The sequence below is a fragment of the Paenibacillus sp. PSB04 genome, from assembly GCF_025809195.1.
In the GTDB taxonomy this organism is placed as follows: Bacteria; Bacillota; Bacilli; order Paenibacillales; family Paenibacillaceae; genus Paenibacillus_AQ; species Paenibacillus_AQ favisporus.
Window position 1 is genome coordinate 530,330 of record NZ_CP081301.1, and the last position, 22,171, is coordinate 552,500.

The window sequence follows — 22,171 nt, forward strand, 5'->3', positions numbered from 1 at the left end:
GTTCTGACCTTCTTTCGCTATCATGGTTAGCTGCTGCATGTTCCATATTATATCATGAAATCAGCCAAAATACTTCCATTTCCACGCACGGATAAATTCGAGGTTCTTGATTCACTCTAAGGCTATGTCGGTCCAGTCCGAATATTGAGCGAGGACTGCATCAAACTGGCAGGAGGTAGAGAACCGATGAAATACATTGTTCCGCACACACGGTGGCTCAAACGTTCGCTGACAGGTGTACTCGCATCGGCGCTGCTGCTGGGCTGCTTTCACCTTCCAGGCAAGGTGGACGCGGAGCCGGCGGCTCCGGAGCCTAACCAAGCCGCCAAATCGCTGGACCAGCTGAGCCGGACAGAAATCCTGGAGTCCAGAAAGGCACTCTATGCGAAGATCAGCAAGGCCACCAACATCCCTTGGTACAGGATTGCCGCGATCGACCAGTACGAACGGACCTTGACCAAAGCCCATCCAAAAGATCGCAAGCACCCGGAGCGCCTCACCGGCATCCTCATTACGGAACCGGCCTGGTCGGGAGTGTTCAATCCGGAATTGAACGATCATAACCCGCGGTCCATTTCCATCTTCGACGGGTACGGCCGCGACGGCTCCGGCGACGGGCGGGCAGATCCCGACAACGACCTTGATGTGCTGTACAGCATGGCGAATTATTTGCAGCGGTACGGCAAATCACAGGAAGATTTCAACATCGCGATGTGGGAATATTACCATAACAGCCGCTCGGTTCAACGGATCGAACAATTCTCCAAGCTGTATGAAAAATTCGGCACGCTGGATTTATCGGGGCATGCCTTCCCTCTCCCCATCAGCAACAGCTATTCGTACCGGAGCACCTGGGGAAGCGGGCGGAGCTGGGGTGGTTACCGGATCCATGAAGGCACGGACATCTTTGCGAACTACGGCGTTCCCGTACGAAGCACCTGCTATGGCGTAGTTGAGCTCAAGGGGTGGAACCCGTTCGGCGGTTGGCGCATCGGCATCCGGGATTTGGACAACCATTACCATTACTACGCTCATCTGCAGGGGTTTGAAAAGTCCATCAAACAGGGGGATATCGTCACACCAGGACAAACGATCGGCTGGGTCGGCAGCTCCGGCTACGGGAAACCCGGCACGCAAGGTAAATTCCCTCCGCATCTGCACTACGGCATCTACCGTGACAGCGGCCTGGTCGAATGGTCGTTCGATCCTTATCCATCCCTCCGCCACTGGGAAATGGAAGAGCGCAAAGCGCTGAAACAGAAAAAGGGATCCTCCTGAACCGCGTGTTCGGGAGGTCCCTTTTTTCATATTGCTATACCAGGCCGTTTAGTGCTTCCCTGCCTCCCCCGTGACCCCGCTCGTCGAATCCGTTATTCCGGGGTTTTCCCCTCCCGGATGGATGCTGGGCGGGTTTCCGGCCGCCGGGCTTCCGCCTTGCTGGCTTTGCGCTCCGGCTCCGGGCAGCGCGATGCTTGGCGCCGCGGCCCCGTTCTCCCCGACCGGCGTGCCCTTGCTGTCGTAATAATACATCGGCACGTTGCCGACGACCATCAGGTAGGAGACCGGGATTTCCGTATCGACGATTTCCGGCTCCATGTCGAACGGCACGACGACTCCCACTTCGACCGTTACATGAATGTAAATCTCCACGAGCACCATATTGATCCCCGCATCTTTTTCTCTCGTTTTCAGATCTACCTTGACCGCACCTTGAGGCTCGACCCGAATCGGAATATTGGGGCCGAAGGATGCAATGATCGGGCTGCCGAGTGCCTGGCCCAGCGGAATGCTCTCGGCCAGCTTATGTTTGTCCTCCAGCGTGGACTGGACCACCTTAAAGGTGCTTGAGGTAATTTTCATATGCTCTGCGTAATTCAGCATAAAGCCGGACACTTTGCCGGACGTATCCATTTTCCAATCGATCAGGTCATCCGCGTTCTCGCCCTCCGCCACCTGCGCAGCCACCGCTTCGTTAATGGCGTCGGTCGCAATCTGCTTCATGCGGATTTTGGCCAGGTACATGATGGGCGGCTTCAGATGATTTTCGACATAGGCGAAGCCCTGGAGCATAAGAATGAGAAAAACCAATGCACCGATCAGCCATACCCTCCGCCGGCTCCGGGGCCTGCTCGCCCCTCTGCTGCGCCATCTGGCCCTTCTTTTCATGCCGGAACCCCTCCTTCGAAGCCATAGGTTACCTTATCAGCATATGCCCGGGCTTGGCAAAAAAGAAGAGCAAGCCCCACTCCTGCCAGGGAGCAACCACTTACGTATTTTGTTATACTGGTATCAACATTAGAGGAAGATCGTAATCCCCTTTCAACATGTTATTTTTAAAAAAATGAGCATCCCGTATCCTTTTCCCCCTGTTCAAACGTTATCTCTATAGAGGCCTCTACAGGAGTGTGATTAACATGTTAATCCGTCAATTCCATGACACCGGATATCATCGCGAGGATATTTCGGAGCTGTACCCAAGTTTGAAAAAATTCTGCCTGAGCGTCACCCGCAACCGCTGGGATGCCGAAGATCTGGCACATGACACCATCGATAAAACGCTGCGCTTCTGCCTGAAAGACCCGTCTTCTCCGCGGCAGCCCAGCCTGCCGCTTATGATGACCATTGCACGCAACCATTGGATCGATCTCGTCCGTAAAAGGTCGCGTGAGTCAGCCGAACCGATCGTTGAGCAGCAATCAACCGATCACCCGATCGATACGCTTCTGTCCGGGCTCGACACCTTAATGGAGAAGCTGACGCCAAAACAGCTGCTGGTGTTCGTGCTGAAGGACGTGTTTGAGAGCCGGGTGTCGGATATCGCCAGCATGCTGGAACTGAATGAAACGACAGTCAAATCACTACTGCACAGGGCGCGCCGCAACCTCAGCGGAGACACCGGCGAAGCCATTTCACCGGACCCGCACTGGAAGGACGTCGAGCAGGAGGAGTTTCGCCATATCCTGCTGACCGCCATCCGGCAGGAGAAGCCTGAGCTGCTCCAGCGCCTAATGGAAGCTCTGCAGCCGGCAACGGACCGGGCCCCAGTGGTCGGTTTCGGCCGGACACGGATGTCCTCCGGAACGGGTATGTCCCTGCGCTGTGCGGCGTAGATCCTTGTGCCTTCCCATATAAAGGAGGCCATGAACATGAACACAATTCCTTACGTTGTGGAACAAAGCCGACTTGGCGAGCGTTCCTATGATATTTATTCGCGCCTTTTGAAGGACCGGATTATTTTTCTCGGTTCCGAAGTGAACGACGTGGTGGCCAACAGCATCATCGCACAGCTGCTGTTCCTGGCCGCCGACGATCCGGAGAAGGATATATCCCTGTATATCAACAGCCCAGGGGGCTCTACCTCGGCAGGCTATGCCATTTTGGACACGATGGACTACATCAAGCCGAAGGTCACCACGATCTGCATGGGCCTTGCCGCATCCATGGGTGCGGTGCTCTTCCTTGCCGGGGAAAAGGGCATGCGTTATGCCCTCCCCAACAGCGAGTTCATGCTGCATCAGCCGCTCGGCGGAGCCCAAGGCCCCGCTGCCGATATCGATATCACGGCGCGCCGGATATTGAAGCTGCGAAGCAAGATCAACGATTTTATCGCGGAGAGAACCGGACAGCCGCTCGAACGCATTGAGAAGGATACCAATCGCGACTTCTTCCTCACCGCCCAGGAAGCGCTGGAATACGGCATCGTGGACCGGATCATTACGCAGCCGGTAAAATAACCGAACGCTGTAACTCCGGAAAACTGCGGCTAGCCGAACTACCACCATGTACACAGAAGATTCATGCCCGCACGATCGTTGCAGCGCTCTGCCAGATTAAAAAGCCGACGGACTTGTCCGCCGGCTTTTTTCTGTCCTATACCCGGCTCTCAAACCTGTACGCCCTTTTTCATGACGGGTTTTCAGAGCTTGTAGAACCTGCCGAATCCTATGGGCCTGCATTATATTGGCTTTTCATTCAAATATCCAGGTCGGTCAGTCACAAATTTTCATTTCGTCTACCATACTTGTATGGTAGTATGGAAGTGTCAGGAGGTATCCATGAAATGGATGAAATTATGCTCCAATCCGGTTCAGCCGGAAATCTCGTGTACCAACAGCTCAAGCAGCAAATTGTCAGCCTGGAGCTTCCCCCGGGTACGGCCCTGTCCGAGAAAGAAACGTCCCTGACCTTCCACGTCAGCCGGACGCCGGTTCGGGAGAGCTTCGTACGCCTGGCCCAGGAAGGCCTGCTGCTGGTGCTGCCTCAAAGGGGAACCCGTGTCTCGCTGATCGATCCGGACATGGTAGAGGAAGCCCGGTTCATGCGCGAGCAGCTGGAGAAGGCCGTCATCCGTCTCGCCTGCGAGTCCTTTCCCGCAGACAAGCTGCAGGAGATGGAGAACAATCTCGTGATGCAGCAGGAGAGCATGAAGCAGCTTGACGGCAAGCGAATGTTTGAGCTCGACGAGGCTTTTCACCGAATCCTGTTTGAGGGCGTCCGGAAAATGGGCACATGGAACGTCATTCAGCAGATGAACGCGCATCTGAACCGCACCCGCGTGTTATGGCTGTCGTTGGATCCGCACTGGGGGAACCTGTTTGAGCAGCACCGGGAAATGATCCAAGCCATCCGCAGCCGGAATGCGGACCTCGCCGAACGGATCATGAAGGAGCATCTAACCCTCAGCATTTCGAACCTCCCGGTCCTGAAACAGCGCTACCCGGAATATTTCAAGTAAGTCATGCTGGCCTGTGTAGCAAGGCCGCCGGAGCATGCCATACCGGTACCGGCAATGGTGCCGATGAAATGGCAGCAGCTTCTTTCTGCAAAACAACATAATGACAAGGCGGTGTATGGGATTGCGTATGGTATTCCGTTGGTTCGGCGAAGGCAATGACACGGTTTCGCTGGATCATATCAAACAAATTCCCGGTGTCGAAGGGATCGTGTGGGCGCTTCATGACGTCCCGGCCGGAGACGAATGGCCGATGGAGAAGATCATCGCTGTTCGGGATCAAGCTGCAGCACATCACCTTCATATTGACGTGGTGGAAAGCGTTAACGTCCATGAGGATATTAAGCTGGGCCTGCCGACCCGGGACAAGTATATCGACAATTACGTCAAAACGATCGAAAAGCTGGCGCAGGCCGGCGTGAAAGTGATTTGTTACAACTTTATGCCGGTGTTCGACTGGGCCCGGACGGAACTCTACAAGCGGCTGGAGGACGGCTCCACGGCACTCTTTTTTGAAAAATCCAAAATCCACGGCATTGACCCGTTCGACCTTGTGCAGACGATCAACCAGAACAGCTCCCTGACGATGCCCGGCTGGGAACCCGAACGTCTTGCGCATCTGACCTCCCTGTTTGAGGCCTATCGGAATGTGACTTCAGAGGACCTATGGGACCATCTCGCCTATTTCCTGAAGGCAGTCATTCCAACCGCGGAGCGCTGCGGCATTACGATGGCCATCCACCCGGACGATCCGCCATGGCCGATTTTCGGGCTGCCGCGTATTATTACCGGCCAGGACAGCCTGCGGCGTCTGCTCTCCCTTGTGGACAGCCCATCCAATGGCATTACGCTGTGCAGCGGCTCCCTTGGGGCCAATCCGGACAACGACATCATCGCCATGATCCATGAGTTTGCGGACCGGATTCCTTTTGCCCATATCCGCAATGTGCGCGTGTATGAGAACGGCGACTTTATCGAGACTTCGCACCGGACGCAGGACGGCACCGTCGATATCGCGGGCATCGTCAAGGCATATCATGACACCGGATTTACTGGTTACGCCCGCCCGGACCACGGCAGACATTTATGGGGCGAGCAGTGCCGGCCGGGATACGGCCTGTATGACCGCGCCATGGGTATTATGTATCTCTGGGGGCTGTGGGACGCCTACCAGAAGCTTCAACCTACCGCAGAAAAGAGGGATACGCATGAAAGCATTGCCTAACCACCCTGCCCTGCACGGAAAAACAGCTGTTGTTACCGGCGGATCCGGGGTTCTCTGCAGCGCGATGGCGCTGGAGCTCGGACGCCAAGGGGTGAAGGTCGCGATTTTGAACCGGACGGCGGAAAAGGGCGAAGCCGTTGCCCGGCAAATCCGCGAGGCAGGCGGTCTGGCGCTTGCCGTAGCCTGCGACGTGATGGAGCCCGGCAGCGTGCAGGCGGCGGAGCGCCAGGTCCGTGAGGCCTTCGGCCCGTGCGACATCCTGATTAACGGAGCGGGTGGAAATCATCCCAGTGCTAACACGACGGAAGAGATCTATAAGCCGGAGCACCTTGGACAGCCAGGGATCACGACGTTTTTTGATCTCAGCATCCAGGGATTCCAGAACGTGCTTGGCCTCAATATGATCGGCACCCTCATTCCGACCCAGGTCTTTGCGGGGCAGATGATCGGCCGTCCCGGCGCGGTTGTGCTGAACATATCCTCCATGAGCGCACCCAGTCCTATGACCAAAGTGCCGGCGTACAGCGCAGCCAAAGCCGCGATTAACAACTTTACTCAATGGCTGGCGGTTCACCTTGCCGAATCGGGCATCCGGGTCAACGCTATTGCCCCCGGCTTTTTCCTGACAGAACAGAACCGGAAACTGCTGACGAACGAGGACGGGTCCCTGACCGAACGTTCCCATAAAATCATCAGCCACACGCCGATGCGCCGGTTCGGCGTTCCGGAAGACCTGCTGGGCACCCTGCTCTGGCTGGTGGACGACACGACCTCAGGCTTTGTCACCGGCACGGTGGTGCCCGTTGATGGCGGATTTATGGCCTATTCGGGCGTATAACGAAACGCAAAAAAGGCAGCTCCGCATCGCACACCGATCGGATTTGCCTTTTATTTTGATATTCTCGAGCAGGCAGCTTCAAGCAAAATGCCGCTGCCGCATCGCCTCGAACAGCATCAGCGTCGAAGCCATCGCCACGTTCAGCGACTCGGCCTGCCCCCGCATCGGAATGATGAGCGCGTCATCCACCAGCTGCTGCGCCTGCTCCGACACCCCTTTGGCTTCGTTGCCGACGAGCAGCCAGCAGGAGCCCTGCCGGAAATCGTAGCTGTAGCACGTGTCCTGCGCCTGCAGGCTGGTGCTGATCACCCGCGCGCCGCTCCGCTTTGCCTCCGGCAGGATCTCCATCAAATCACCCTCCACCACGGGTAAATGGAACAGCGACCCCATGGTCGAGCGGATCGTCTTCGGGTTGTACAGGTCGGCCGACCCGCGCCCCAGAATGACCCCGTCCGCTCCAGCCGCATCGGCACTGCGGATGATTGTCCCGACATTGCCGGGGTCCTGCACGCCGTCCAGGACGATGACCAGGCTGCCCTCCCGGCTCATCAGGGCGTCAAGCCCTGCTGCGGTCTTGGCCTTCCGTGCAACGGCAAAAACCGGCTGCGGCGTCTTGGTATCCGTACACTTCGCGATTACCGCAGGCGATACGCCGATCCACTCCGCAGATTCCCCGCCGGCCAGGTGGGCAAGCTCGGACGGAATCCCCTGCTCCAGGTCAAACGCGACGCATTCCAGGTCTGCCCCGGCCGTCAGCGCCTCCTGCACGAGATGAATGCCCTCGATGATATATTTATGCTGCTTGTCCCGGTGCTTCTTCTCGAGCAGCTGTGCCCATTCCTTGACCCGGGGATTTTGCGGTGAAATGATGTCCATCCTTAACCGTCCTTCTCATGATTCATCTGTCAAACTGCTCCTCTGCCCCAGCACCAGGTCCTCCCGCGCTGAGGATCGGATCATTTCGGATAAGCCAGCTCCAGCTTGGTCAAATCGCTTTTCTCGCCGACGATAACGAGTACGTCGTCTTCGCTCAGCGGGGCATCGGCATACGGCGAAATATCCATCTTTGTACCGTGCTTGATCGCCATGACGTTGCAGCCGAAGCGGGCGCGAATGTCGAGCTCCCTCAAGTTTTTGCCGACCATGTCCTGCGAAGCCTTTAATTCCAAAATGCTGTAGTCTTCGGAAATCTCGATGTAATCCAAAATATTCGGCGAAGTGAGATGGTGGGCGACGCGCATGCCCATATCCCGCTCCGGAAAAATCACTTTATCGGCGCCGATCTTTTGCAAAACCTTGCCGTGCAGTTCATTTTGCGCCTTGACGATAATCGTTCCGACCCCAAGATCCTTCAGGATGAGCGTCGTCAAAATACTGGATTGGATGTCTTCGCCGATGGCGACAACCACCACGTCAAAATTGCGGATGCCCAGGGCACGAAGCGCCTCTTCATCCGTTGAATCCGCTGATACGGCATGCGTAACCATATTCGATACCGCCTGGGTGCGCTGTTCATCCGAATCGATGGCAAGCACGTCAAACCCCATCTCGCTCAGTGTGTTTGCAACACTGGAGCCAAAGCGCCCCATACCGATGACGGCGTACTGCTTTTTTGCCATATGTTAACCTCCACGACTATAAGAAGTCTATCCTGATTATTATATCACAGCAGGTGAAAAACTTGAATTTTGCCACCTGCCTCGGGGCACATTACTAAAGAATATCATTACAATTCAGACTGAGCCCTGGTGAAGCGGGACGTCGTTCGCACCGATATATGGAGCGGGCGGCTCTGACGTGAAGGGTTCATACTTTTTAGCCTGGAGGGAAAACGATCATGTCAATTCTTCTCGACCTGCGCCAAGCCATTGTCCATAAGGTCCATGATTCCAATGAAGCCGAGCTTCGTGAAATGATTGAAGGATCCGTCGACGGTCCGGAGCAGGCGCTCCCTGGCCTCGGAGCGATCTTTGAGATGATGTGGAAAAATATCGACACGAAGCAGCAGAACGAGCTCGTCCATGTGGCTCATGAGCACCTCAAGACGATTAAGCCGGGTCCACTGACTTAACAAAGACGCCGGTGCTTTTACCGCAACGACAAATACCCCTCCGCTGGGAAACAGCGGAGGGGTATTTCCTATATTACAGAAGCTTCAGCAGACTTAAGGGGCCGTCTCCAAAAACTTCGCGGTCGGATTTTTTTCCATCGCGGTCCGCATCGCATATTCGTTTTCAAACAGCACGACATAGTTGCCCTTCTTATCCTTCACCAGCGTCGAGTTGATGCGGAATTTGCTCGGATCGATCTGGTCATCCACGATCCAGCGGGCGAACTGGTACGGCATCCGCTGCAGCTGCACATCCACGCCGTACTCGCCTTTCATCCGGTATTCGAATACTTCGAACTGCAGCTGGCCGACAACGCCGAGAATCGTATCGTCGAAGCTGACCGTATGGAACACCTGAATGGTCCCTTCCTCCGTCAGCTGGTCGATGCCCTTCTGGTACTGCTTGTGCTTCAGGGCGTTCTTGACCGTTACCTTGGAGAAAATCTCCGGCGAGAACGTCGGCAGCTCGTCAAAGACGATTTCGCTGCCTTGGCTCAGCGAGTCCCCGATCCGGAAAATGCCCGGATCAAACAGCCCGACGATATCGCCAGGATACGCCTCATCGACGATGTCGCGGTCCTGTGCCAGGAACTGCTGCGGCTGCGACAGCTTGATGTCCTTGCCGACCCGCACATGCTTGACGGTCATGCCGCGCTGGAACTTGCCGGACACGATCCGCATGAAGGCGATGCGGTCCCGGTGCGCCGGGTTCATGTTCGCCTGGATTTTGAAAATGTATCCCGAGAACTTCTCGTTCGTCGGCTCGATCAAACCAGCCGTGCTGCGGCGCGGCTCCGGCGGCGGGGCAAGCTGCAGGAAGTTCTCCAGGAACGTCTGCACCCCGAAGTTGTTGATCGCACTGCCGAAGAACAGCGGCGTCAGTTCGCCCTTTTGTACCTTTTCCAGGTCAAATTGGTCCCCCGCTACGTCCAGCAGCTCCAGGTCCTGGCACAGCTGATCGTGCAGGTAATCCCCCGCCATCTCACGGATAACCGGGTCGTTATAGTCCTCCACCTTCTGTACCTGAATAGTCGAGTGGTCGTTCCCCTGGAACAGCTCGACCTGATTCTTCATGCGGTCGTAAACACCGCACAGCTCGCGTCCGGTCCCGATCGGCCAGTTCATCGGCACGGAGCGGATGCCAAGCACCTGCTCCAGCTCCTCCATCAGGTCGAACGGACTCCGGCCTTCCCGATCGAGCTTGTTAATAAACGTAAAAATCGGAATGCCCCGCTTCGCGCAAACCTGGAACAGCTTGATCGTCTGGGCCTCGACCCCTTTGGCCACGTCGATCAGCATGACGGCGCTGTCGGCAGCGGTCAGCGTACGGTACGTATCTTCACTGAAGTCCTGATGACCCGGGGTGTCCAGAATGTTGACCCGGTGTCCGTTATAGTCGAACTGCATCACCGACGAAGTAACCGAAATCCCCCGCTGCTTCTCGATTTCCATCCAGTCACTGGTCGCGTGCTTGCTCGCTTTGCGCGCTTTGACCGTACCAGCCAGCCGGATCGCGCCGCCGAACAGGAGCAGCTTCTCCGTTAATGTTGTTTTACCTGCGTCCGGGTGGGAGATAATCGCGAACGTCCGGCGCTTCTCCACTTCCTGCTGCAGCGTATCATCTATCGCTTTGCTCATTTCACTATTCCCTTCATCACTAAAGTCATGTCTATTATTGTATCACATTCTCTACGCAAATCACCCCCATGCAGAGGCTGCATGAGGATGATTTCATTTCAGGCTATGTCTTTAGTGAAACATAAGGCAAGCACCGGCACAACGGTTTTATTTGCCAATCTGCCACACGACGTTGTCCTCTTCCTGGCCGTTCACCGGCCACCAGTGGAAGCCGTCCGCTTTCAGCAGTTCGTCCGTTTCCTTCGGTCCCCAGGACCCGGCAGGATAATAAGAGATATCACCCTGATTTTGCGCCCAGGCTTCGGCGATTTTATCGACGAAGGACCAGGCCGACGCCACTTCATCCCAGCGGGTGAAATACGTCGATTCGCCGCGGGCTGCATCATGCAGCAGACGCTCATACGCTTCAGGCGAGTTGATGCCGACCATGCAGCTCTGGCAGAAGTCCATCGCGAGCGGCTCGATTTCGTTTTCGGAGCCCGGCTTCTTCGCGTTGATCTTTACGTAGATGCCTTCCATCGGGTTCACCCGGATAACCAGCAGGTTCGGTTCGAGCTTGTATTTTTTACCCAAATACACGTTGTTCGGCATGCTCTTGAATTCCACGACGATTTCCGTCGTTTTGACCGGGAGGCGTTTGCCTGTCCGGATATAGAATGGTACGCCCGCCCAGCGGAAATTATCCACGAACAGCCGTGCCGCAAAATACGTTTCCGTATTGGAATTCGGGTCGACCTTGTCCTCCTCACGATAGGCTGGCAGGTCCTTACCACGGGCAGAGCCCTTGATGTACTGGCCGCGGATGACATTCTTCTTCACTTCTTCCGCTGTCTCGTAAGGCCGGAGCGAACGGAGCACCTTCACCTTCTCGTCACGAATGTCCTCCGGCAGCAGGCGGCTCGGCGGCTCCATCGCGATCATCGTCAGCATCTGCAGCATATGGTTTTGTCCCATATCCCGGAGTGCACCGGCATGGTCATAGTACCCTCCGCGCTCTTCAACGCCGACGGTTTCGCTCAGCGTAATCTGCACGTTGGCAATATGCTTGTTGTTCCACAGCGGCTCGAAGAACGCGTTGGCGAAGCGAATCACTTCGATATTCTGCACCATTTCCTTGCCCAGGTAGTGGTCGATGCGGTAAATCTCTTCTTCCTTAAAGACCTGGCGAATCTGTTCGTTCAGCTCTTCAGCCGATTTCAGATCGTAGCCGAACGGCTTCTCGATGACGAGACGGTTCCAGCCTTCGGCATCCAGCATGCCGCCCTTTTGCAGGTTAAACGATACGCTGCCGAACAGCTCCGGCGCCAGGGCCAGGTAAAACAGGCGGTTGCCCGGTATGCCGAACTGCTTCTCCAGCTTCACCGTCTGTTCGTTTAATTCACGGAATCCGTCGACATTGTTAATATCGAGGGACTTATATTCAAAATGCTGCGCAAACGTCTTCCAATTGTCGTTGTCCTCCGCCTTGTAACGGCAAAATTCCTGAATCGACTGGAAGATGTCCTCACGGAACTCCTCCTGGGTACGCGGACGCCGCGCGACGCCGATGACCGCAAAATCCTCGGCTAATTTACCTTCACGGTACAAACTATAAATGGCAGGAAACAGTTTGCGTTTGGCCAAATCCCCGGTTGCCCCGAAAATAAAAAATACAGCACCAGGTGTTTTGAGTGCTTCAAGATTTTGATTTTCAGTCATGGCTCCTCATTCTTTCTATGTCGTATTTTGGTCTCTTCAAAATCCCGATTTTACACCATAATTTGGTGGCATAAAATGATTGATGTCATTTTAGCACATTCATCAGCATGATGCTATCCGTTTAACTTCGTGGTAAATCAAAAATTTCTTTCTGCGTGCCAGGCAGGTCTAATACTCAATCGTAATGACCGGAAGCCCGATCGTCACCCGGCTGCTGCCGGTCGATTGATCCTCATGAACCGCCACCTGCATGTTCAGAACCTTCCCTCCGCTTTGAATGCCGGACCGCAATGAAGGCACCTCGTAAGCGTTGCTGACCGTAGTCGCATCCTCGTAGGATTCCGCTTTTGTCGCCGCCATATTTCTGAAAATGCCATCCTCTACCGCTTTCATGGTCGAACCGGCAGTATGCTCCCCTTTAACCGTTCCCTGCAAAGAAGCATTCCATTCAGCATCGATGCCGTTTTCGTGCAATGCCTGTCCGTATTCCGACTGGAGTTCAGTCAAGGCGCTCAGCTGCTCATCACCAGCCGCCTCCAGTTGAATAATAATATAACTGCGATCCTCTGAAATCTCCTGCCAGTTAAACCGCACGTTAACGCCATTTTTCGTATCCACGACCCGGTACGTCAAGTGACCGCCTTCCGTCAGCTGCTGTACTCCCGGCAGATTCAGCGATTGGGACAGCCCCTCAGCCGCCTCGTACGCATCTTGATTTCCGTTGGCTTCCCAGTCTCCCTGCCACTTCACAACCAGACGCTGCGGCACGTCTACCACTTCATTTCCCAGCTTCAAGAGGGTGCGCAATTCTTCCGGATCTTGATGGGACGGCGCCGACGTCTGATTCGCGCTGTACCACAAATACCCCATCCATACCAAAGCCGCTACACATACCGCCAAACCTAAACCTGCCCATCTCCGGACTGCCATCATCCCTCATACATCCCTTCACCAGGAAATCTATCAATCTACTAAAAGGATGTCCGTTTCCGGGGCGATTATACCTAAAGCCGTACGATAGGCGAAATTGGGTGAATGACCATAGCCGCGTCCATAGGCCATGAATACACTGGTTAATAAAAATGATAAGGGAGGTTCGCACACTTCCATGATCCCTATTTACCCATTAACAGAAGAAAATATTCGGCAGCACTGCGGCAAAATGGTCGCTGCCTGTATGTATGACGGCAGAGTATATACCGGAAAGCTGACCGAGTGCAAAGACGGCCATATTATTCTGAACGGGCCGGAAGGCACCCAACTGCACGGCGCCAAAGTAAAGGGCGGCCATAAAAAACGCGCTAAGGGGCCTATAGCCAAAGCTCCGGAAAAAGCCACCGTCCGCGCCTTCTATCCTTATTATCCGTATGGCTATGGATTCGGCTTTGGAGCTGGCCTGGCGCTGAGTCTGGCCACCCTCGGGCTGCTGTTTTTGATTTAGCGGTCTTCAAAACTTACACATTATGATCCAAAAAAGCCCCTGGAAGCTATCCGCTCCTCAGGGGCTTTTCATCTGCTATGGACTAATTTGCTTTGGATTCAACCCAACTATTCCGCCAGACCGTTCTTGTAAGCGTAGATCGCCGCCTGCGTGCGGTCGTCTACGCCCAGTTTCGCCAGGATGTTCGTCACATGGAACTTGACCGTTTTGATTCCAATGATGAGGTCATCGGCGATTTCCTGGTTGGACTTGCCCTGCGCCAATAGGCGGAGCACATCCATTTCGCGGTCGGTCAGCTCCTTGTGCGCCGGGGCCTCCACCTCCGGATGGCGGAACCGGTTCATCATCTTGGAGGCGACCTGCGATTCCAAGACCGATTGGCCGCGAGCCGCGGCGCGGATGGCGTCGGCGATTTCGCTTGCGCGCGACGTCTTCAGCAGGTAGCTGAATGCGCCGGCCTCGATAACCGGGTACATTTTCTCGTCGTCCAAATAGCTTGTCAGCACGATCACCTTGCAGTCCGGGTACAGCTTCAGCAGCTGCCGCGTCGCCTCAATCCCGTCCATGCCCTCCATCACCAGGTCCATCAGGACGACGTCGGGTTTGTATTCCCGGGCAAGGCGGATGCCTTCCTCCCCGCTGCCTGCCTCGCCGACGACTTCGATGCCGTCCTCGGTCCCCAACACGGCTGCCAGACCGATCCGCACCATCTCGTGGTCATCGACGAGCAGCACTTTAATCAAGGGTGTTTCCATTTCCAAGATCCTCACTCCCTGCTTTGTCTTCAGATACAATCGGCACGGTAATTTCGATTCGCGTACCCTTGCCGGGCGCCGTAATAATTTGGATCGATCCGCCGATTTCGTTGACGCGTTCCTGCATATTGGAAAGGCCGTAAGAGGCCTGTTTTGTCTCGTTTAGTTCAAAGCCCTGGCCGTCGTCACGGAGCATGACCCAGACCATGTCTTTCTTTTGGTGAATCCGGATTTCCATCTTATCCGCTTTGGCATGCCGGAGCGTGTTAGACATCGCCTCTTGGATGATGCGGAACAGGTGATTTTCGATTCCTTTTACCAGGTGGATGCCTTTGTCCATTTCAAACACGATTTCCATCGGAACCTTCACTTTGAGCTCTTTGATCAGCTCACCGAGGCCTTGCTCCAGCGGTTTGCCTTCCAGATAGACCGGCCGGAGATGCAGCAGCAGCGCTCTCATTTCCGATTGGGCCACGGCGGCCATTTCTTCGATGAGCGCGACCTGGCGCTGAGCCTTGTCAAAATCCTTCTCAAGCGTCCTCCCCACGGCCGTCGCCGTCATCGATATCGCAAACAGCTGCTGGGATACCGCATCATGCAGCTCCCGGGCCAGCCGCTGGCGCTCCTCTACGATCGCCGATATCCGCGCCTGCTCGGCCAGCTGGGCATTGTTCGTGGATAAGCGCTGAAGGGAGTTGACCTGCTCCTCCCACTTTTTGCTGATGCGCCCAAGCTGCTCGCCAAGGCGCCCGACCTCGTCGCTGCCAAGCTCCGGTACGGAGCGGGCGACGTTCCCTTTTTCCCAGGAGAGCAGCGTTTCCCGCAGCCGTTCCAGCTTCAATTTTACCCGATAGCTCTGATAGAACCCGAAGATAGCTCCCAGACCGATCGGAACCAGGATCAGCGTAGCACCGGCCTGCAGCGTTTTTTGCCAAGAATCAAACGGGGCCAAATAACCATATGTATAAAGTACGTAAAAAATGATCAGGAGCATAACAAAAGAAAGAAGGGCCCCCTCGCCCATGCTCCGGGAGACCATATTAGCCGGTTTTCTGGTTTTCATCAGGGAACCCACCTCCTATGACAGATCAATATCAACATCTCCTACCAGGTAGGAAATATGGAATTTAACTTTGTATTCGCTGGTCTCATAATTAGGGGATTTCCAGTTCAAACGGTTCATCAAGCCGTTATCCCGGTGCCCTCTGAAATCGATCGCGCCGAACAGGACGAACACTTCAAGCTCCACCCCGTAATACTCCGGAATTTTAATGTCCGTATCCCCCATGATGCCTTGAAACATCATCACCGTACGGTGTTCCTCGGGGATCGCAAGCGACAAATCCAGATCGGCTTCGTTGATGACATGCCAGACGCTCTGGCTTCTCATAGCCCAAGGGACCTGGTCCCAATTGTAATGCCCCGAAAAACCCTGCTTCTGCAGGTACCCATCCCGGTTCTGTACCTTCCTTGCCTTTACAAAAAACCATCCCAGGGAGATCAGCGCAATCCCCAGCACGATCAGCAAATGATCAATCAGCAGCAGGATGGCGCCCACCGCCACAAGACGGTAGCCCCTCTTCACTTTTCCGCCGCGAATCGTATAAATTCCCATAAGAATGAATAAGAGGGCGACGATGGTAAAAAAGCCGACCCACCTGCCGAAGAGCATGAGAAGGCCGATCCCGATGAGAATCAGCGCAATGAAGCGATTTCTTTTTTCCATGCCGCACCTCCTTATGATGTCTTGGTTTATCGGAAAAGTAAGACCGGAAAAGCCATAGGGTTGTGACGGGCACACTCCTTATGGCTTCACCGGGATCCAGGAAGATGTGAATGAGGTCTCGCGCCCTTATTCCATTCTTCCTAGCATATCATATTGTCCGCAGAATTGAATACTTATTCTTTATTCGATTTGGAAGGAGCGGCAGCCGGCGGGTTCAGCTTGCTTTTCAGCGCGCTGAGCTGTTCTTCCACCTTCAGCTGCTTCTCCGCATCGACCGGGCTGGTGAAAGCGGATGTATCCGGACGGTAAGGGGCACGCATCACATCGGCTTCAGCTTCCATTTGCATGATCTTTTCTTCCATGCGGTGGAATCCAAGGGACGCGCTGCCGCTTTCGATCGTATGCAGGCTGCTGATTTGAGACATTTGCTTTTTGGCTTTCGCCATTTGCGCACGGGCTACGAGCTCATTGCGCTTGTTGCGCATTTTGTAGAACTCGTCTTTCATGTCATGGAGCTGCTGTACCAGTTCTTTAGCTTGTGCCTCGGATTGAGCGTGCAGTTCTTGGTACTCGGACAGTTTTTGGTCAAAATAAATCTTTTCCTCGAGCAGCTTGCGCGCTACTTCTTCCTGGCCGTTACGAAGTGCCAGTTCAGCTTGTGCCTCACGTTGGCCGGCCATCTTCACGGCTTCTTCCACGCGCTGCTTCATGCGGCGTTCATTGGCCATTTGCTTCGCTACTGTAACTTCCGCGTCATGGATTTCTGCCTCCATATCGCGCAGATACTGGTTCAGCATAATTACCGGATCTTCAACTTTATCCAATACCTCGTTCACCGATGCTTTCGTCATATCCTTAATTCTTTTAAATACTCCCATGTTTTACACTTCTCCCTTCTCGTACTTAGATAATTTTTTTTTCAATTCCTCAAGCTCTTTCTTCATGGCTTTCTTCTCGATATCTTCCATCATGGCGTCCAGGTCGGATGCGGACGAGCTGTATCCGCCCGGTCTGCCTCCGCCGTAAGGCGAACCGTTGTATTTGGCTCTAGGGTCAAAAGATTGGGCACCATAAGCGCCGTTGCCTTGCTGACCGTTGCCGTAGTAGCTGCCGGACCCCATACTATTGCCGTAGTATCCGCCCCCAGCTGCCCCCGGTCCCGGTCCATATGGATTAAAAGGTGTCGTAGGTTCTTTAGGGATGACCAAAGCCGCGATAAAGTAGATGAACAGCGTGGTCCCGCCGGTAAATGGGATACTGATCAAAAACAGGATCCGCAGCAGCGTGGAATCGATGCCAAAGGTATCGGACAGACCGCCGCACAAACCGGTGACCATTTTATCGCGGGTCGATCGGTATAGCTTGCTCATGACGTTACTCCTTTCCGCTGTTGTTCAGCTTTTCCTTCAGGCGGGCCAGCTCCCTTTCCAGCACGCTGGATACCGTTCCGCTGGCTTGCTCGAACAGTTCCTGACCGCCGCGGCGCAGGTCGCGCAGACTGCGTGCTTCAAATTCCCAATCGGAAATGCGGTCTTCCAGACGGTTGAACATCTTGGGAACATCCTGTCCGCCAAAACCTTCCATGCGCTGATTCATCCGCTGCTGAAGTCTGAGGGTTTCCATCCGTGCCGCGTAGTATTGACGTTTGCTGTACACAGTTTGGTACTCCAATTTCAGGTCGTTCAGTTGATTTTCCAGCTCGGTGAGCGACTGGCGGGTTGTATCCAGCAGTCCTCCGTATTGCTCGAGCTTTTCTTCATAGATTATTTTTTCCTGCAGTGCGAGCTTGGCTAGATGATCCTCGCCGGCCTTCAGAGCCAGCAGCGCCTGCTCCTCACGCTTTTCCTTCATGTTGGATGCCTGATCCACTTGCTGCTTCAGCTGTCTCACGTGAGCGGAGTACTGCTGAACGAGCTTCTCGGCTTCCATAATATCGTCACGCGTTGATGCCAAAAACTGATCGATCAACCGTACCGGGTCCTGACTTTGTTCCAAACGTTCATTTAATGTCGCTACGGTGATATCCCGTACCCTGCGAAATACGCTCATCTGTTTTTGCTCCCTCCTTATAAGCTGTGATCGCCTATTCGTTTGATTGTATTTATTGAAGGTAATTCTTTGTTACCGTTACATCCACTTCGACGACTTCTTACCTTTCAGCAGCATAATCCCGAACACTACCAGGGCAATTCCCAGCAGCGGTCCGATGATCCAGGACAGCTTCGCCAGAAGTCCCATGACACCGAATGCGAGGATAATCGTACCGATGACCACCTTACCTCTGCGAATTCCATAATAGCCGAGCACGATCATCAGGATCGGGAAGATCAATCCGATCAGCCTGCCGAATAATGGAGCGAATACTCCCAGGAGCATCAGTGCCCCGATTGCGATCAATACGATCGCCCAACCAGAAGTTTTATTTGTTCTCATGCATTGTCACCGCCTTTCGTTTGTATCAACCTTATGACTCTATTTTAGGTTCAATCCGGGATTTCCAAAACGGACCCCAGACGGTTTTTAATCCTAGACCTAAGTCGGGGGAAGGCTCGGACCTTAGACGAAGCAAGCTTTTTCTGCATGTAACGCGGCAGCCACATCCTCCACTGGCAGCTCCAATTGCCCGTTTATAGGGCATGATCAGCACGCTATGGAACTTCAATGAGCAGTTTACTTATACAATGCTTGGAATAGGAAATCGTTGGAGGCTCTGAGCAAGGGATTTGGCACTTAACTAAAGAAACATTGAGCCTGTTTAGCCCAGGTAAAGCCGGCTGGAATGGTTTATCAACTTTAAACAAGGATGGGGAAAACGTTCAAAGGGAGTAATGGTAGAACGAACGGATTGATCAGAGGATCTTTAAATATCATACAGTCATACAAATAAACGCAATACGAATTATCATGGCCGCCTTTCAGCGGGATATCATCAGGTGGCTGATTGGAAGGAGAAGTGCAAGTGTACTGCAGGATGAGGGATTAACGAACGACGAACGATGGCTCGGTGTACAATGTTAGTCTATACAAGAAAAAGCCTTGGATATTTTCCAAGGCTTTTCTCTATGATGCCGGTGAAGGGACTCGAACCCCCACGGTTTCCCTCACGATTTTGAGTCGCGCGCGTCTGCCAATTCCGCCACACCGGCATATTCAGTTAAAAAAAATGGCGCGCCCTAAGAGATTCGAACTCCTGACCTTTTGATTCGTAGTCAAACGCTCTATCCAGCTGAGCTAAGGGCGCATATGAAGTTAATGGAGGCGCCACCCAGATTCGAACTGGGGATAAAGCTTTTGCAGAGCTGTGCCTTACCACTTGGCTATGGCGCCGAAATCAAATGGAGCGGACGACGGGAATCGAACCCGCGACCCTCGCCTTGGCAAGGCGATGCTCTACCGCTGAGCCACGTCCGCTTAAACTGGCTGGGGATATAGGATTCGAACCTATGCATGACGGAGTCAAAGTCCGTTGCCTTACCGCTTGGCTAATCCCCAACAAGATTGTCATTATAAGTTATGGGGCGATCGATGGGACTTGAACCCACGAATGCCGGAGCCACAATCCGGTGCGTTAACCCCTTCGCCACGACCGCCATAATAAAAGATATGAAGCTGTATTTCGAATGGCAGGGGCAGCAGGAATTGAACCCACACTAACGGTTTTGGAGACCGCTGTTCTACCTTTAAACTATGCCCCTATAATAAAACTGGTGGAGGCTGATGGATTCGAACCACCGAACTCGTACGAGAACAGATTTACAGTCTGCTGCGTTTGGCCACTTCGCTAAGCCTCCATATGGTGCCGGCGAGAGGACTTGAACCCCCAACCTACTGATTACAAGTCAGTTGCTCTACCAATTGAGCTACACCGGCTTTTATGCTTATTATTAAATTCATGGTGGCTCGGGACGGAATCGAACCGCCGACACGAGGATTTTCAGTCCTCTGCTCTACCGACTGAGCTACCGAGCCTAATTTTGTTTCTATCAAGAGTATTATTGCAACAAACTAAACTCTCAAGAAAATAAATGGCGGAACCGACGGGATTCGAACCCGCGATCTCCTGCGTGACAGGCAGGCATGTTAGGCCTCTACACCACGGTTCCACGGCCAATTATGTATCTCCATAAATAAGGAGATAAATTGCGGGGGCAGGATTTGAACCTGCGACCTTCGGGTTATGAGCCCGACGAGCTACCGGACTGCTCCACCCCGCGTCATTAAAAAATATTTATTTTCTTTAAAGTATACATGGTGGAGGCTGAGGGGATCGAACCCCCGACCCTCTGCTTGTAAGGCAGATGCTCTCCCAGCTGAGCTAAGCCTCCATAAGAAACACTTTTAATATCTTAGCAGATAAACCACTAAAAAGGCAAGCATTTTTTCTTTTGGATTCTCATCCCTGAAGCTAATAATTAAAGTGGTGACCCGTATGGGATACTCTCACTTCGTTCGAGACTGCGATGCATATGCTATCGAAGTAACGCTCCGACGAACCCTTTTTGGATTCTCATCCCTGATGCAAGCAATAAAAGTGGTGACCCGTATGGGATTCGAACCCATGTTACCTCCGTGAAAGGGAGGTGTCTTAACCCCTTGACCAACGGGCCAAACTATAATGGCGGAGAGAGAGGGATTCGAACCCTCGAGACGCTTTTGGCGCCTACACGATTTCCAATCGTGCTCCTTCGGCCAACTCGGACACCTCTCCATAATGGCTCCCCGAACAGGACTCGAACCTGTGACAACTCGATTAACAGTCGAGTGCTCTACCAACTGAGCTATCAGGGAACAATATTTAATTCAAGTGTTTGATCACTTGAAAACTAGATACGAAACGAATCTGTGTTTTATATTTTGGATAAGCCCTCGACCGATTAGTATTGGTCAGCTCCATGCATTGCTGCACTTCCACCTCCAACCTATCTACCTCGTCGTCTACAAGGGGTCTTACATACTGGGAAATCTCATCTTGAGGGGGGCTTCACGCTTAGATGCTTTCAGCGCTTATCCCGTCCGTACGTAGCTACCCAGCCATGCTCCTGGCGGAACAACTGGTGCACCAGCGGTACGTCCATCCCGGTCCTCTCGTACTAAGGACAGCTCCTCTCAAATTTCCTACGCCCACGACAGATAGGGACCGAACTGTCTCACGACGTTCTGAACCCAGCTCGCGTACCGCTTTAATGGGCGAACAGCCCAACCCTTGGGACCTACTTCAGCCCCAGGATGCGATGAGCCGACATCGAGGTGCCAAACCTCCCCGTCGATGTGGACTCTTGGGGGAGATAAGCCTGTTATCCCCAGGGTAGCTTTTATCCGTTGAGCGATGGCCCTTCCATGCGGTACCACCGGATCACTAAGCCCGACTTTCGTCCCTGCTCGACTTGTAGGTCTCGCAGTCAAGCTCCCTTCTGCCTTTGCACTCTTCGAATGATTTCCAACCATTCTGAGGGAACCTTGGGGCGCCTCCGTTACTCTTTAGGAGGCGACCGCCCCAGTCAAACTGCCCACCTGACACTGTCCCCATACCGGATTACGGTACCAGGTTAGAACCTAGATACGATCAGGGTGGTATCCCAACGGCGCCTCCACCCAAGCTGGCGCTCAGGTTTCAAAGGCTCCCACCTATCCTGTACAGATCGTACCCAAATCCAATATCAAGCTGCAGTAAAGCTCCATGGGGTCTTTCCGTCTTGTCGCGGGTAACCTGCATCTTCACAGGTATTAAAATTTCACCGGATCTCTCGTTGAGACAGCGCCCAAGTCGTTACGCCATTCGTGCGGGTCAGAATTTACCTGACAAGGAATTTCGCTACCTTAGGACCGTTATAGTTACGGCCGCCGTTTACTGGGGCTTCGGTTCACAGCTTCGGGATTACTCCCTAACCGCTCCCCTTAACCTTCCAGCACCGGGCAGGCGTCAGCCCGTATACTTCGCCTTGCGGCTTCGCACAGACCTGTGTTTTTGCTAAACAGTCGCTTGGGCCTTTTCACTGCGGCCCCCTCGT

At 53.9% G+C, this 22,171-nt stretch carries 21 protein-coding genes, 16 tRNA genes and 1 rRNA gene (1 of these 38 only partly in view); 8 read left to right on the forward strand and 30 right to left on the reverse strand.

Annotation, left to right across the window (positions count from 1 at the left end; translation table 11 throughout):
- Positions 1–186 precede the first annotated feature (186 nt).
- On the forward strand, positions 187–1,278 hold the full coding sequence (locus K2F33_RS02775; RefSeq protein WP_263880955.1) for a M23 family metallopeptidase: 1,092 nt from the start codon (positions 187–189) through the stop codon (positions 1,276–1,278).
- 48 nt (positions 1,279–1,326) lie between these two features.
- On the opposite strand, the gene yunB is transcribed toward K2F33_RS02775, so the two are convergent.
- A complete protein-coding gene (gene yunB / locus K2F33_RS02780) occupies positions 1,327–2,166 on the reverse strand; it encodes a sporulation protein YunB (protein ID WP_212982325.1) in 840 nt (279 codons plus the stop codon).
- Between the two features lie 248 nt (positions 2,167–2,414).
- Between yunB and K2F33_RS02785 the strand changes: the two genes are divergently transcribed.
- The 5 genes from K2F33_RS02785 (at position 2,415) to K2F33_RS02805 (ending at position 6,795) form a co-directional block, all read left to right on the forward strand.
- Positions 2,415–3,110: a sigma-70 family RNA polymerase sigma factor gene (locus tag K2F33_RS02785; RefSeq protein ID WP_089549879.1), complete on the forward strand. Its 696-nt coding sequence runs from the start codon at positions 2,415–2,417 to the stop codon at positions 3,108–3,110.
- A 30-nt stretch (positions 3,111–3,140) separates the two neighbouring features.
- Positions 3,141–3,734 (forward strand): ATP-dependent Clp endopeptidase proteolytic subunit ClpP, encoded by a 594-nt coding sequence (clpP, locus tag K2F33_RS02790; RefSeq protein ID WP_256993080.1) that lies wholly within the window; start codon positions 3,141–3,143, stop codon positions 3,732–3,734.
- 326 nt (positions 3,735–4,060) lie between these two features.
- Complete coding sequence (locus K2F33_RS02795; RefSeq protein ID WP_089549878.1) at positions 4,061–4,735, forward strand: GntR family transcriptional regulator; 675 nt, start codon at positions 4,061–4,063, stop codon at positions 4,733–4,735.
- Between the two features lie 121 nt (positions 4,736–4,856).
- The gene (uxuA, locus tag K2F33_RS02800; protein WP_263880956.1) at positions 4,857–5,957 is read left to right on the forward strand and encodes a mannonate dehydratase; all 1,101 of its coding nucleotides are present in this window, start codon (positions 4,857–4,859) and stop codon (positions 5,955–5,957) included.
- Positions 5,941–6,795, forward strand: coding sequence for an SDR family oxidoreductase (locus K2F33_RS02805; RefSeq protein WP_263880957.1), 855 nt, complete (start codon positions 5,941–5,943; stop codon positions 6,793–6,795). The genes uxuA and K2F33_RS02805 overlap by 17 nt, the downstream gene beginning before the upstream one ends.
- A 78-nt stretch (positions 6,796–6,873) precedes the next feature.
- Here the strand turns inward: K2F33_RS02805 and K2F33_RS02810 are convergent, their stop codons facing one another.
- Together K2F33_RS02810 and K2F33_RS02815 are read right to left on the reverse strand one after the other, a co-directional pair.
- Positions 6,874–7,671, reverse strand: coding sequence for a TrmH family RNA methyltransferase (locus tag K2F33_RS02810; protein WP_212982319.1), 798 nt, complete (start codon positions 7,669–7,671; stop codon positions 6,874–6,876).
- Positions 7,672–7,751: 80 nt separating this feature from the next.
- Positions 7,752–8,414, reverse strand: a complete 663-nt coding sequence (locus tag K2F33_RS02815) for a potassium channel family protein (protein ID WP_076175169.1) — start codon at positions 8,412–8,414, stop codon at positions 7,752–7,754.
- A gap of 218 nt (positions 8,415–8,632) precedes the next feature.
- Between K2F33_RS02815 and K2F33_RS02820 the strand changes: the two genes are divergently transcribed.
- On the forward strand, positions 8,633–8,866 hold the full coding sequence (locus K2F33_RS02820) for a small acid-soluble spore protein SspI (protein ID WP_076175171.1): 234 nt from the start codon (positions 8,633–8,635) through the stop codon (positions 8,864–8,866).
- 93 nt (positions 8,867–8,959) lie between these two features.
- Here K2F33_RS02820 and K2F33_RS02825 read toward each other — a convergent pair whose 3' ends face one another.
- From K2F33_RS02825 to K2F33_RS02835, 3 genes are all read right to left on the reverse strand, one after another.
- Complete coding sequence (locus K2F33_RS02825; protein WP_076175173.1) at positions 8,960–10,543, reverse strand: peptide chain release factor 3; 1,584 nt, start codon at positions 10,541–10,543, stop codon at positions 8,960–8,962.
- A 147-nt stretch (positions 10,544–10,690) separates the two neighbouring features.
- The gene (zwf, locus tag K2F33_RS02830; RefSeq protein WP_076175175.1) at positions 10,691–12,241 is read right to left on the reverse strand and encodes a glucose-6-phosphate dehydrogenase; all 1,551 of its coding nucleotides are present in this window, start codon (positions 12,239–12,241) and stop codon (positions 10,691–10,693) included.
- 168 nt (positions 12,242–12,409) lie between these two features.
- Positions 12,410–13,174, reverse strand: coding sequence for a YwmB family TATA-box binding protein (locus tag K2F33_RS02835; protein ID WP_263880959.1), 765 nt, complete (start codon positions 13,172–13,174; stop codon positions 12,410–12,412).
- Positions 13,175–13,349: 175 nt separating this feature from the next.
- Here K2F33_RS02835 and K2F33_RS02840 point away from each other — a divergent pair, with 175 nt between their 5' ends.
- Positions 13,350–13,682 carry a hypothetical protein gene (locus K2F33_RS02840; RefSeq protein WP_263880960.1) on the forward strand — a complete coding sequence of 111 codons (333 nt, stop codon included), beginning with the start codon at positions 13,350–13,352 and terminating at the stop codon, positions 13,680–13,682.
- Positions 13,683–13,789: 107 nt separating this feature from the next.
- Here K2F33_RS02840 and K2F33_RS02845 read toward each other — a convergent pair whose 3' ends face one another.
- From K2F33_RS02845 to K2F33_RS02960, 24 genes are all read right to left on the reverse strand, one after another.
- The gene (locus tag K2F33_RS02845; protein WP_212984569.1) at positions 13,790–14,437 is read right to left on the reverse strand and encodes a response regulator transcription factor; all 648 of its coding nucleotides are present in this window, start codon (positions 14,435–14,437) and stop codon (positions 13,790–13,792) included.
- Positions 14,418–15,500, reverse strand: coding sequence for a sensor histidine kinase (locus tag K2F33_RS02850; RefSeq protein WP_212982315.1), 1,083 nt, complete (start codon positions 15,498–15,500; stop codon positions 14,418–14,420). The genes K2F33_RS02845 and K2F33_RS02850 overlap by 20 nt, the downstream gene beginning before the upstream one ends.
- Positions 15,501–15,515: 15 nt before the next feature.
- Positions 15,516–16,163: a cell wall-active antibiotics response protein LiaF gene (liaF, locus tag K2F33_RS02855; RefSeq protein ID WP_076175183.1), complete on the reverse strand. Its 648-nt coding sequence runs from the start codon at positions 16,161–16,163 to the stop codon at positions 15,516–15,518.
- Positions 16,164–16,336: 173 nt separating this feature from the next.
- Positions 16,337–17,041 (reverse strand): PspA/IM30 family protein, encoded by a 705-nt coding sequence (locus K2F33_RS02860; protein ID WP_263880961.1) that lies wholly within the window; start codon positions 17,039–17,041, stop codon positions 16,337–16,339.
- Between the two features lie 3 nt (positions 17,042–17,044).
- Positions 17,045–17,533 (reverse strand): PspC domain-containing protein, encoded by a 489-nt coding sequence (locus K2F33_RS02865; RefSeq protein ID WP_089549872.1) that lies wholly within the window; start codon positions 17,531–17,533, stop codon positions 17,045–17,047.
- A 4-nt stretch (positions 17,534–17,537) separates the two neighbouring features.
- The gene (locus K2F33_RS02870; protein WP_076175189.1) at positions 17,538–18,212 is read right to left on the reverse strand and encodes a PspA/IM30 family protein; all 675 of its coding nucleotides are present in this window, start codon (positions 18,210–18,212) and stop codon (positions 17,538–17,540) included.
- A 78-nt stretch (positions 18,213–18,290) separates the two neighbouring features.
- Entirely contained in the window at positions 18,291–18,596 is a 306-nt protein-coding gene (locus K2F33_RS02875; RefSeq protein WP_076175192.1) for a LiaF transmembrane domain-containing protein, read from the reverse strand.
- Between the two features lie 633 nt (positions 18,597–19,229).
- Positions 19,230–19,309, reverse strand: a tRNA-Leu gene (locus K2F33_RS02880).
- An 18-nt stretch (positions 19,310–19,327) separates the two neighbouring features.
- Positions 19,328–19,404 (reverse strand) — tRNA-Arg (locus K2F33_RS02885).
- Between the two features lie 12 nt (positions 19,405–19,416).
- A tRNA-Cys gene (locus tag K2F33_RS02890) sits at positions 19,417–19,490 on the reverse strand.
- A 9-nt stretch (positions 19,491–19,499) separates the two neighbouring features.
- Positions 19,500–19,574, reverse strand: a tRNA-Gly gene (locus tag K2F33_RS02895).
- 6 nt (positions 19,575–19,580) lie between these two features.
- Positions 19,581–19,655 (reverse strand) — tRNA-Gln (locus K2F33_RS02900).
- A gap of 22 nt (positions 19,656–19,677) precedes the next feature.
- Positions 19,678–19,753 (reverse strand) — tRNA-His (locus tag K2F33_RS02905).
- Between the two features lie 31 nt (positions 19,754–19,784).
- Positions 19,785–19,858, reverse strand: a tRNA-Trp gene (locus K2F33_RS02910).
- 10 nt (positions 19,859–19,868) lie between these two features.
- Positions 19,869–19,954 (reverse strand) — tRNA-Tyr (locus tag K2F33_RS02915).
- A gap of 3 nt (positions 19,955–19,957) precedes the next feature.
- Positions 19,958–20,033: transfer RNA gene (locus K2F33_RS02920), tRNA-Thr, on the reverse strand.
- A 23-nt stretch (positions 20,034–20,056) separates the two neighbouring features.
- Positions 20,057–20,132: transfer RNA gene (locus K2F33_RS02925), tRNA-Phe, on the reverse strand.
- A gap of 57 nt (positions 20,133–20,189) precedes the next feature.
- Positions 20,190–20,266, reverse strand: a tRNA-Asp gene (locus tag K2F33_RS02930).
- A 37-nt stretch (positions 20,267–20,303) separates the two neighbouring features.
- Positions 20,304–20,377 (reverse strand) — tRNA-Met (locus K2F33_RS02935).
- Positions 20,378–20,412: 35 nt separating this feature from the next.
- Positions 20,413–20,488: transfer RNA gene (locus K2F33_RS02940), tRNA-Val, on the reverse strand.
- A 207-nt stretch (positions 20,489–20,695) separates the two neighbouring features.
- Positions 20,696–20,770: transfer RNA gene (locus tag K2F33_RS02945), tRNA-Glu, on the reverse strand.
- A 9-nt stretch (positions 20,771–20,779) separates the two neighbouring features.
- Positions 20,780–20,871 (reverse strand) — tRNA-Ser (locus K2F33_RS02950).
- Positions 20,872–20,875: 4 nt separating this feature from the next.
- Positions 20,876–20,951: transfer RNA gene (locus K2F33_RS02955), tRNA-Asn, on the reverse strand.
- 66 nt (positions 20,952–21,017) lie between these two features.
- A 23S ribosomal RNA gene (locus K2F33_RS02960) occupies positions 21,018–22,171 on the reverse strand (it continues 1,774 nt past the right edge of the window).

Coding starts and splice junctions, on each gene's coding strand:
- K2F33_RS02775 (WP_263880955.1), top strand. CDS start 187: ATGAAATACATTGTTCCGCACACACGGTGGCTCAAACGTTCGCTGACA.
- yunB (WP_212982325.1), bottom strand. CDS start 2,166: ATGAAAAGAAGGGCCAGATGGCGCAGCAGAGGGGCGAGCAGGCCCCGG.
- K2F33_RS02785 (WP_089549879.1), top strand. CDS start 2,415: ATGTTAATCCGTCAATTCCATGACACCGGATATCATCGCGAGGATATT.
- clpP (WP_256993080.1), top strand. CDS start 3,141: ATGAACATGAACACAATTCCTTACGTTGTGGAACAAAGCCGACTTGGC.
- K2F33_RS02795 (WP_089549878.1), top strand. CDS start 4,061: ATGGATGAAATTATGCTCCAATCCGGTTCAGCCGGAAATCTCGTGTAC.
- K2F33_RS02805 (WP_263880957.1), top strand. CDS start 5,941: ATGAAAGCATTGCCTAACCACCCTGCCCTGCACGGAAAAACAGCTGTT.
- K2F33_RS02810 (WP_212982319.1), bottom strand. CDS start 7,671: ATGGACATCATTTCACCGCAAAATCCCCGGGTCAAGGAATGGGCACAG.
- K2F33_RS02815 (WP_076175169.1), bottom strand. CDS start 8,414: ATGGCAAAAAAGCAGTACGCCGTCATCGGTATGGGGCGCTTTGGCTCC.
- K2F33_RS02820 (WP_076175171.1), top strand. CDS start 8,633: ATGTCAATTCTTCTCGACCTGCGCCAAGCCATTGTCCATAAGGTCCAT.
- K2F33_RS02825 (WP_076175173.1), bottom strand. CDS start 10,543: ATGAGCAAAGCGATAGATGATACGCTGCAGCAGGAAGTGGAGAAGCGC.
- zwf (WP_076175175.1), bottom strand. CDS start 12,241: ATGACTGAAAATCAAAATCTTGAAGCACTCAAAACACCTGGTGCTGTA.
- K2F33_RS02835 (WP_263880959.1), bottom strand. CDS start 13,174: ATGATGGCAGTCCGGAGATGGGCAGGTTTAGGTTTGGCGGTATGTGTA.
- K2F33_RS02840 (WP_263880960.1), top strand. CDS start 13,350: ATGATCCCTATTTACCCATTAACAGAAGAAAATATTCGGCAGCACTGC.
- K2F33_RS02845 (WP_212984569.1), bottom strand. CDS start 14,437: ATGGAAACACCCTTGATTAAAGTGCTGCTCGTCGATGACCACGAGATG.
- K2F33_RS02850 (WP_212982315.1), bottom strand. CDS start 15,500: ATGAAAACCAGAAAACCGGCTAATATGGTCTCCCGGAGCATGGGCGAG.
- liaF (WP_076175183.1), bottom strand. CDS start 16,163: ATGGAAAAAAGAAATCGCTTCATTGCGCTGATTCTCATCGGGATCGGC.
- K2F33_RS02860 (WP_263880961.1), bottom strand. CDS start 17,041: ATGGGAGTATTTAAAAGAATTAAGGATATGACGAAAGCATCGGTGAAC.
- K2F33_RS02865 (WP_089549872.1), bottom strand. CDS start 17,533: ATGAGCAAGCTATACCGATCGACCCGCGATAAAATGGTCACCGGTTTG.
- K2F33_RS02870 (WP_076175189.1), bottom strand. CDS start 18,212: ATGAGCGTATTTCGCAGGGTACGGGATATCACCGTAGCGACATTAAAT.
- K2F33_RS02875 (WP_076175192.1), bottom strand. CDS start 18,596: ATGAGAACAAATAAAACTTCTGGTTGGGCGATCGTATTGATCGCAATC.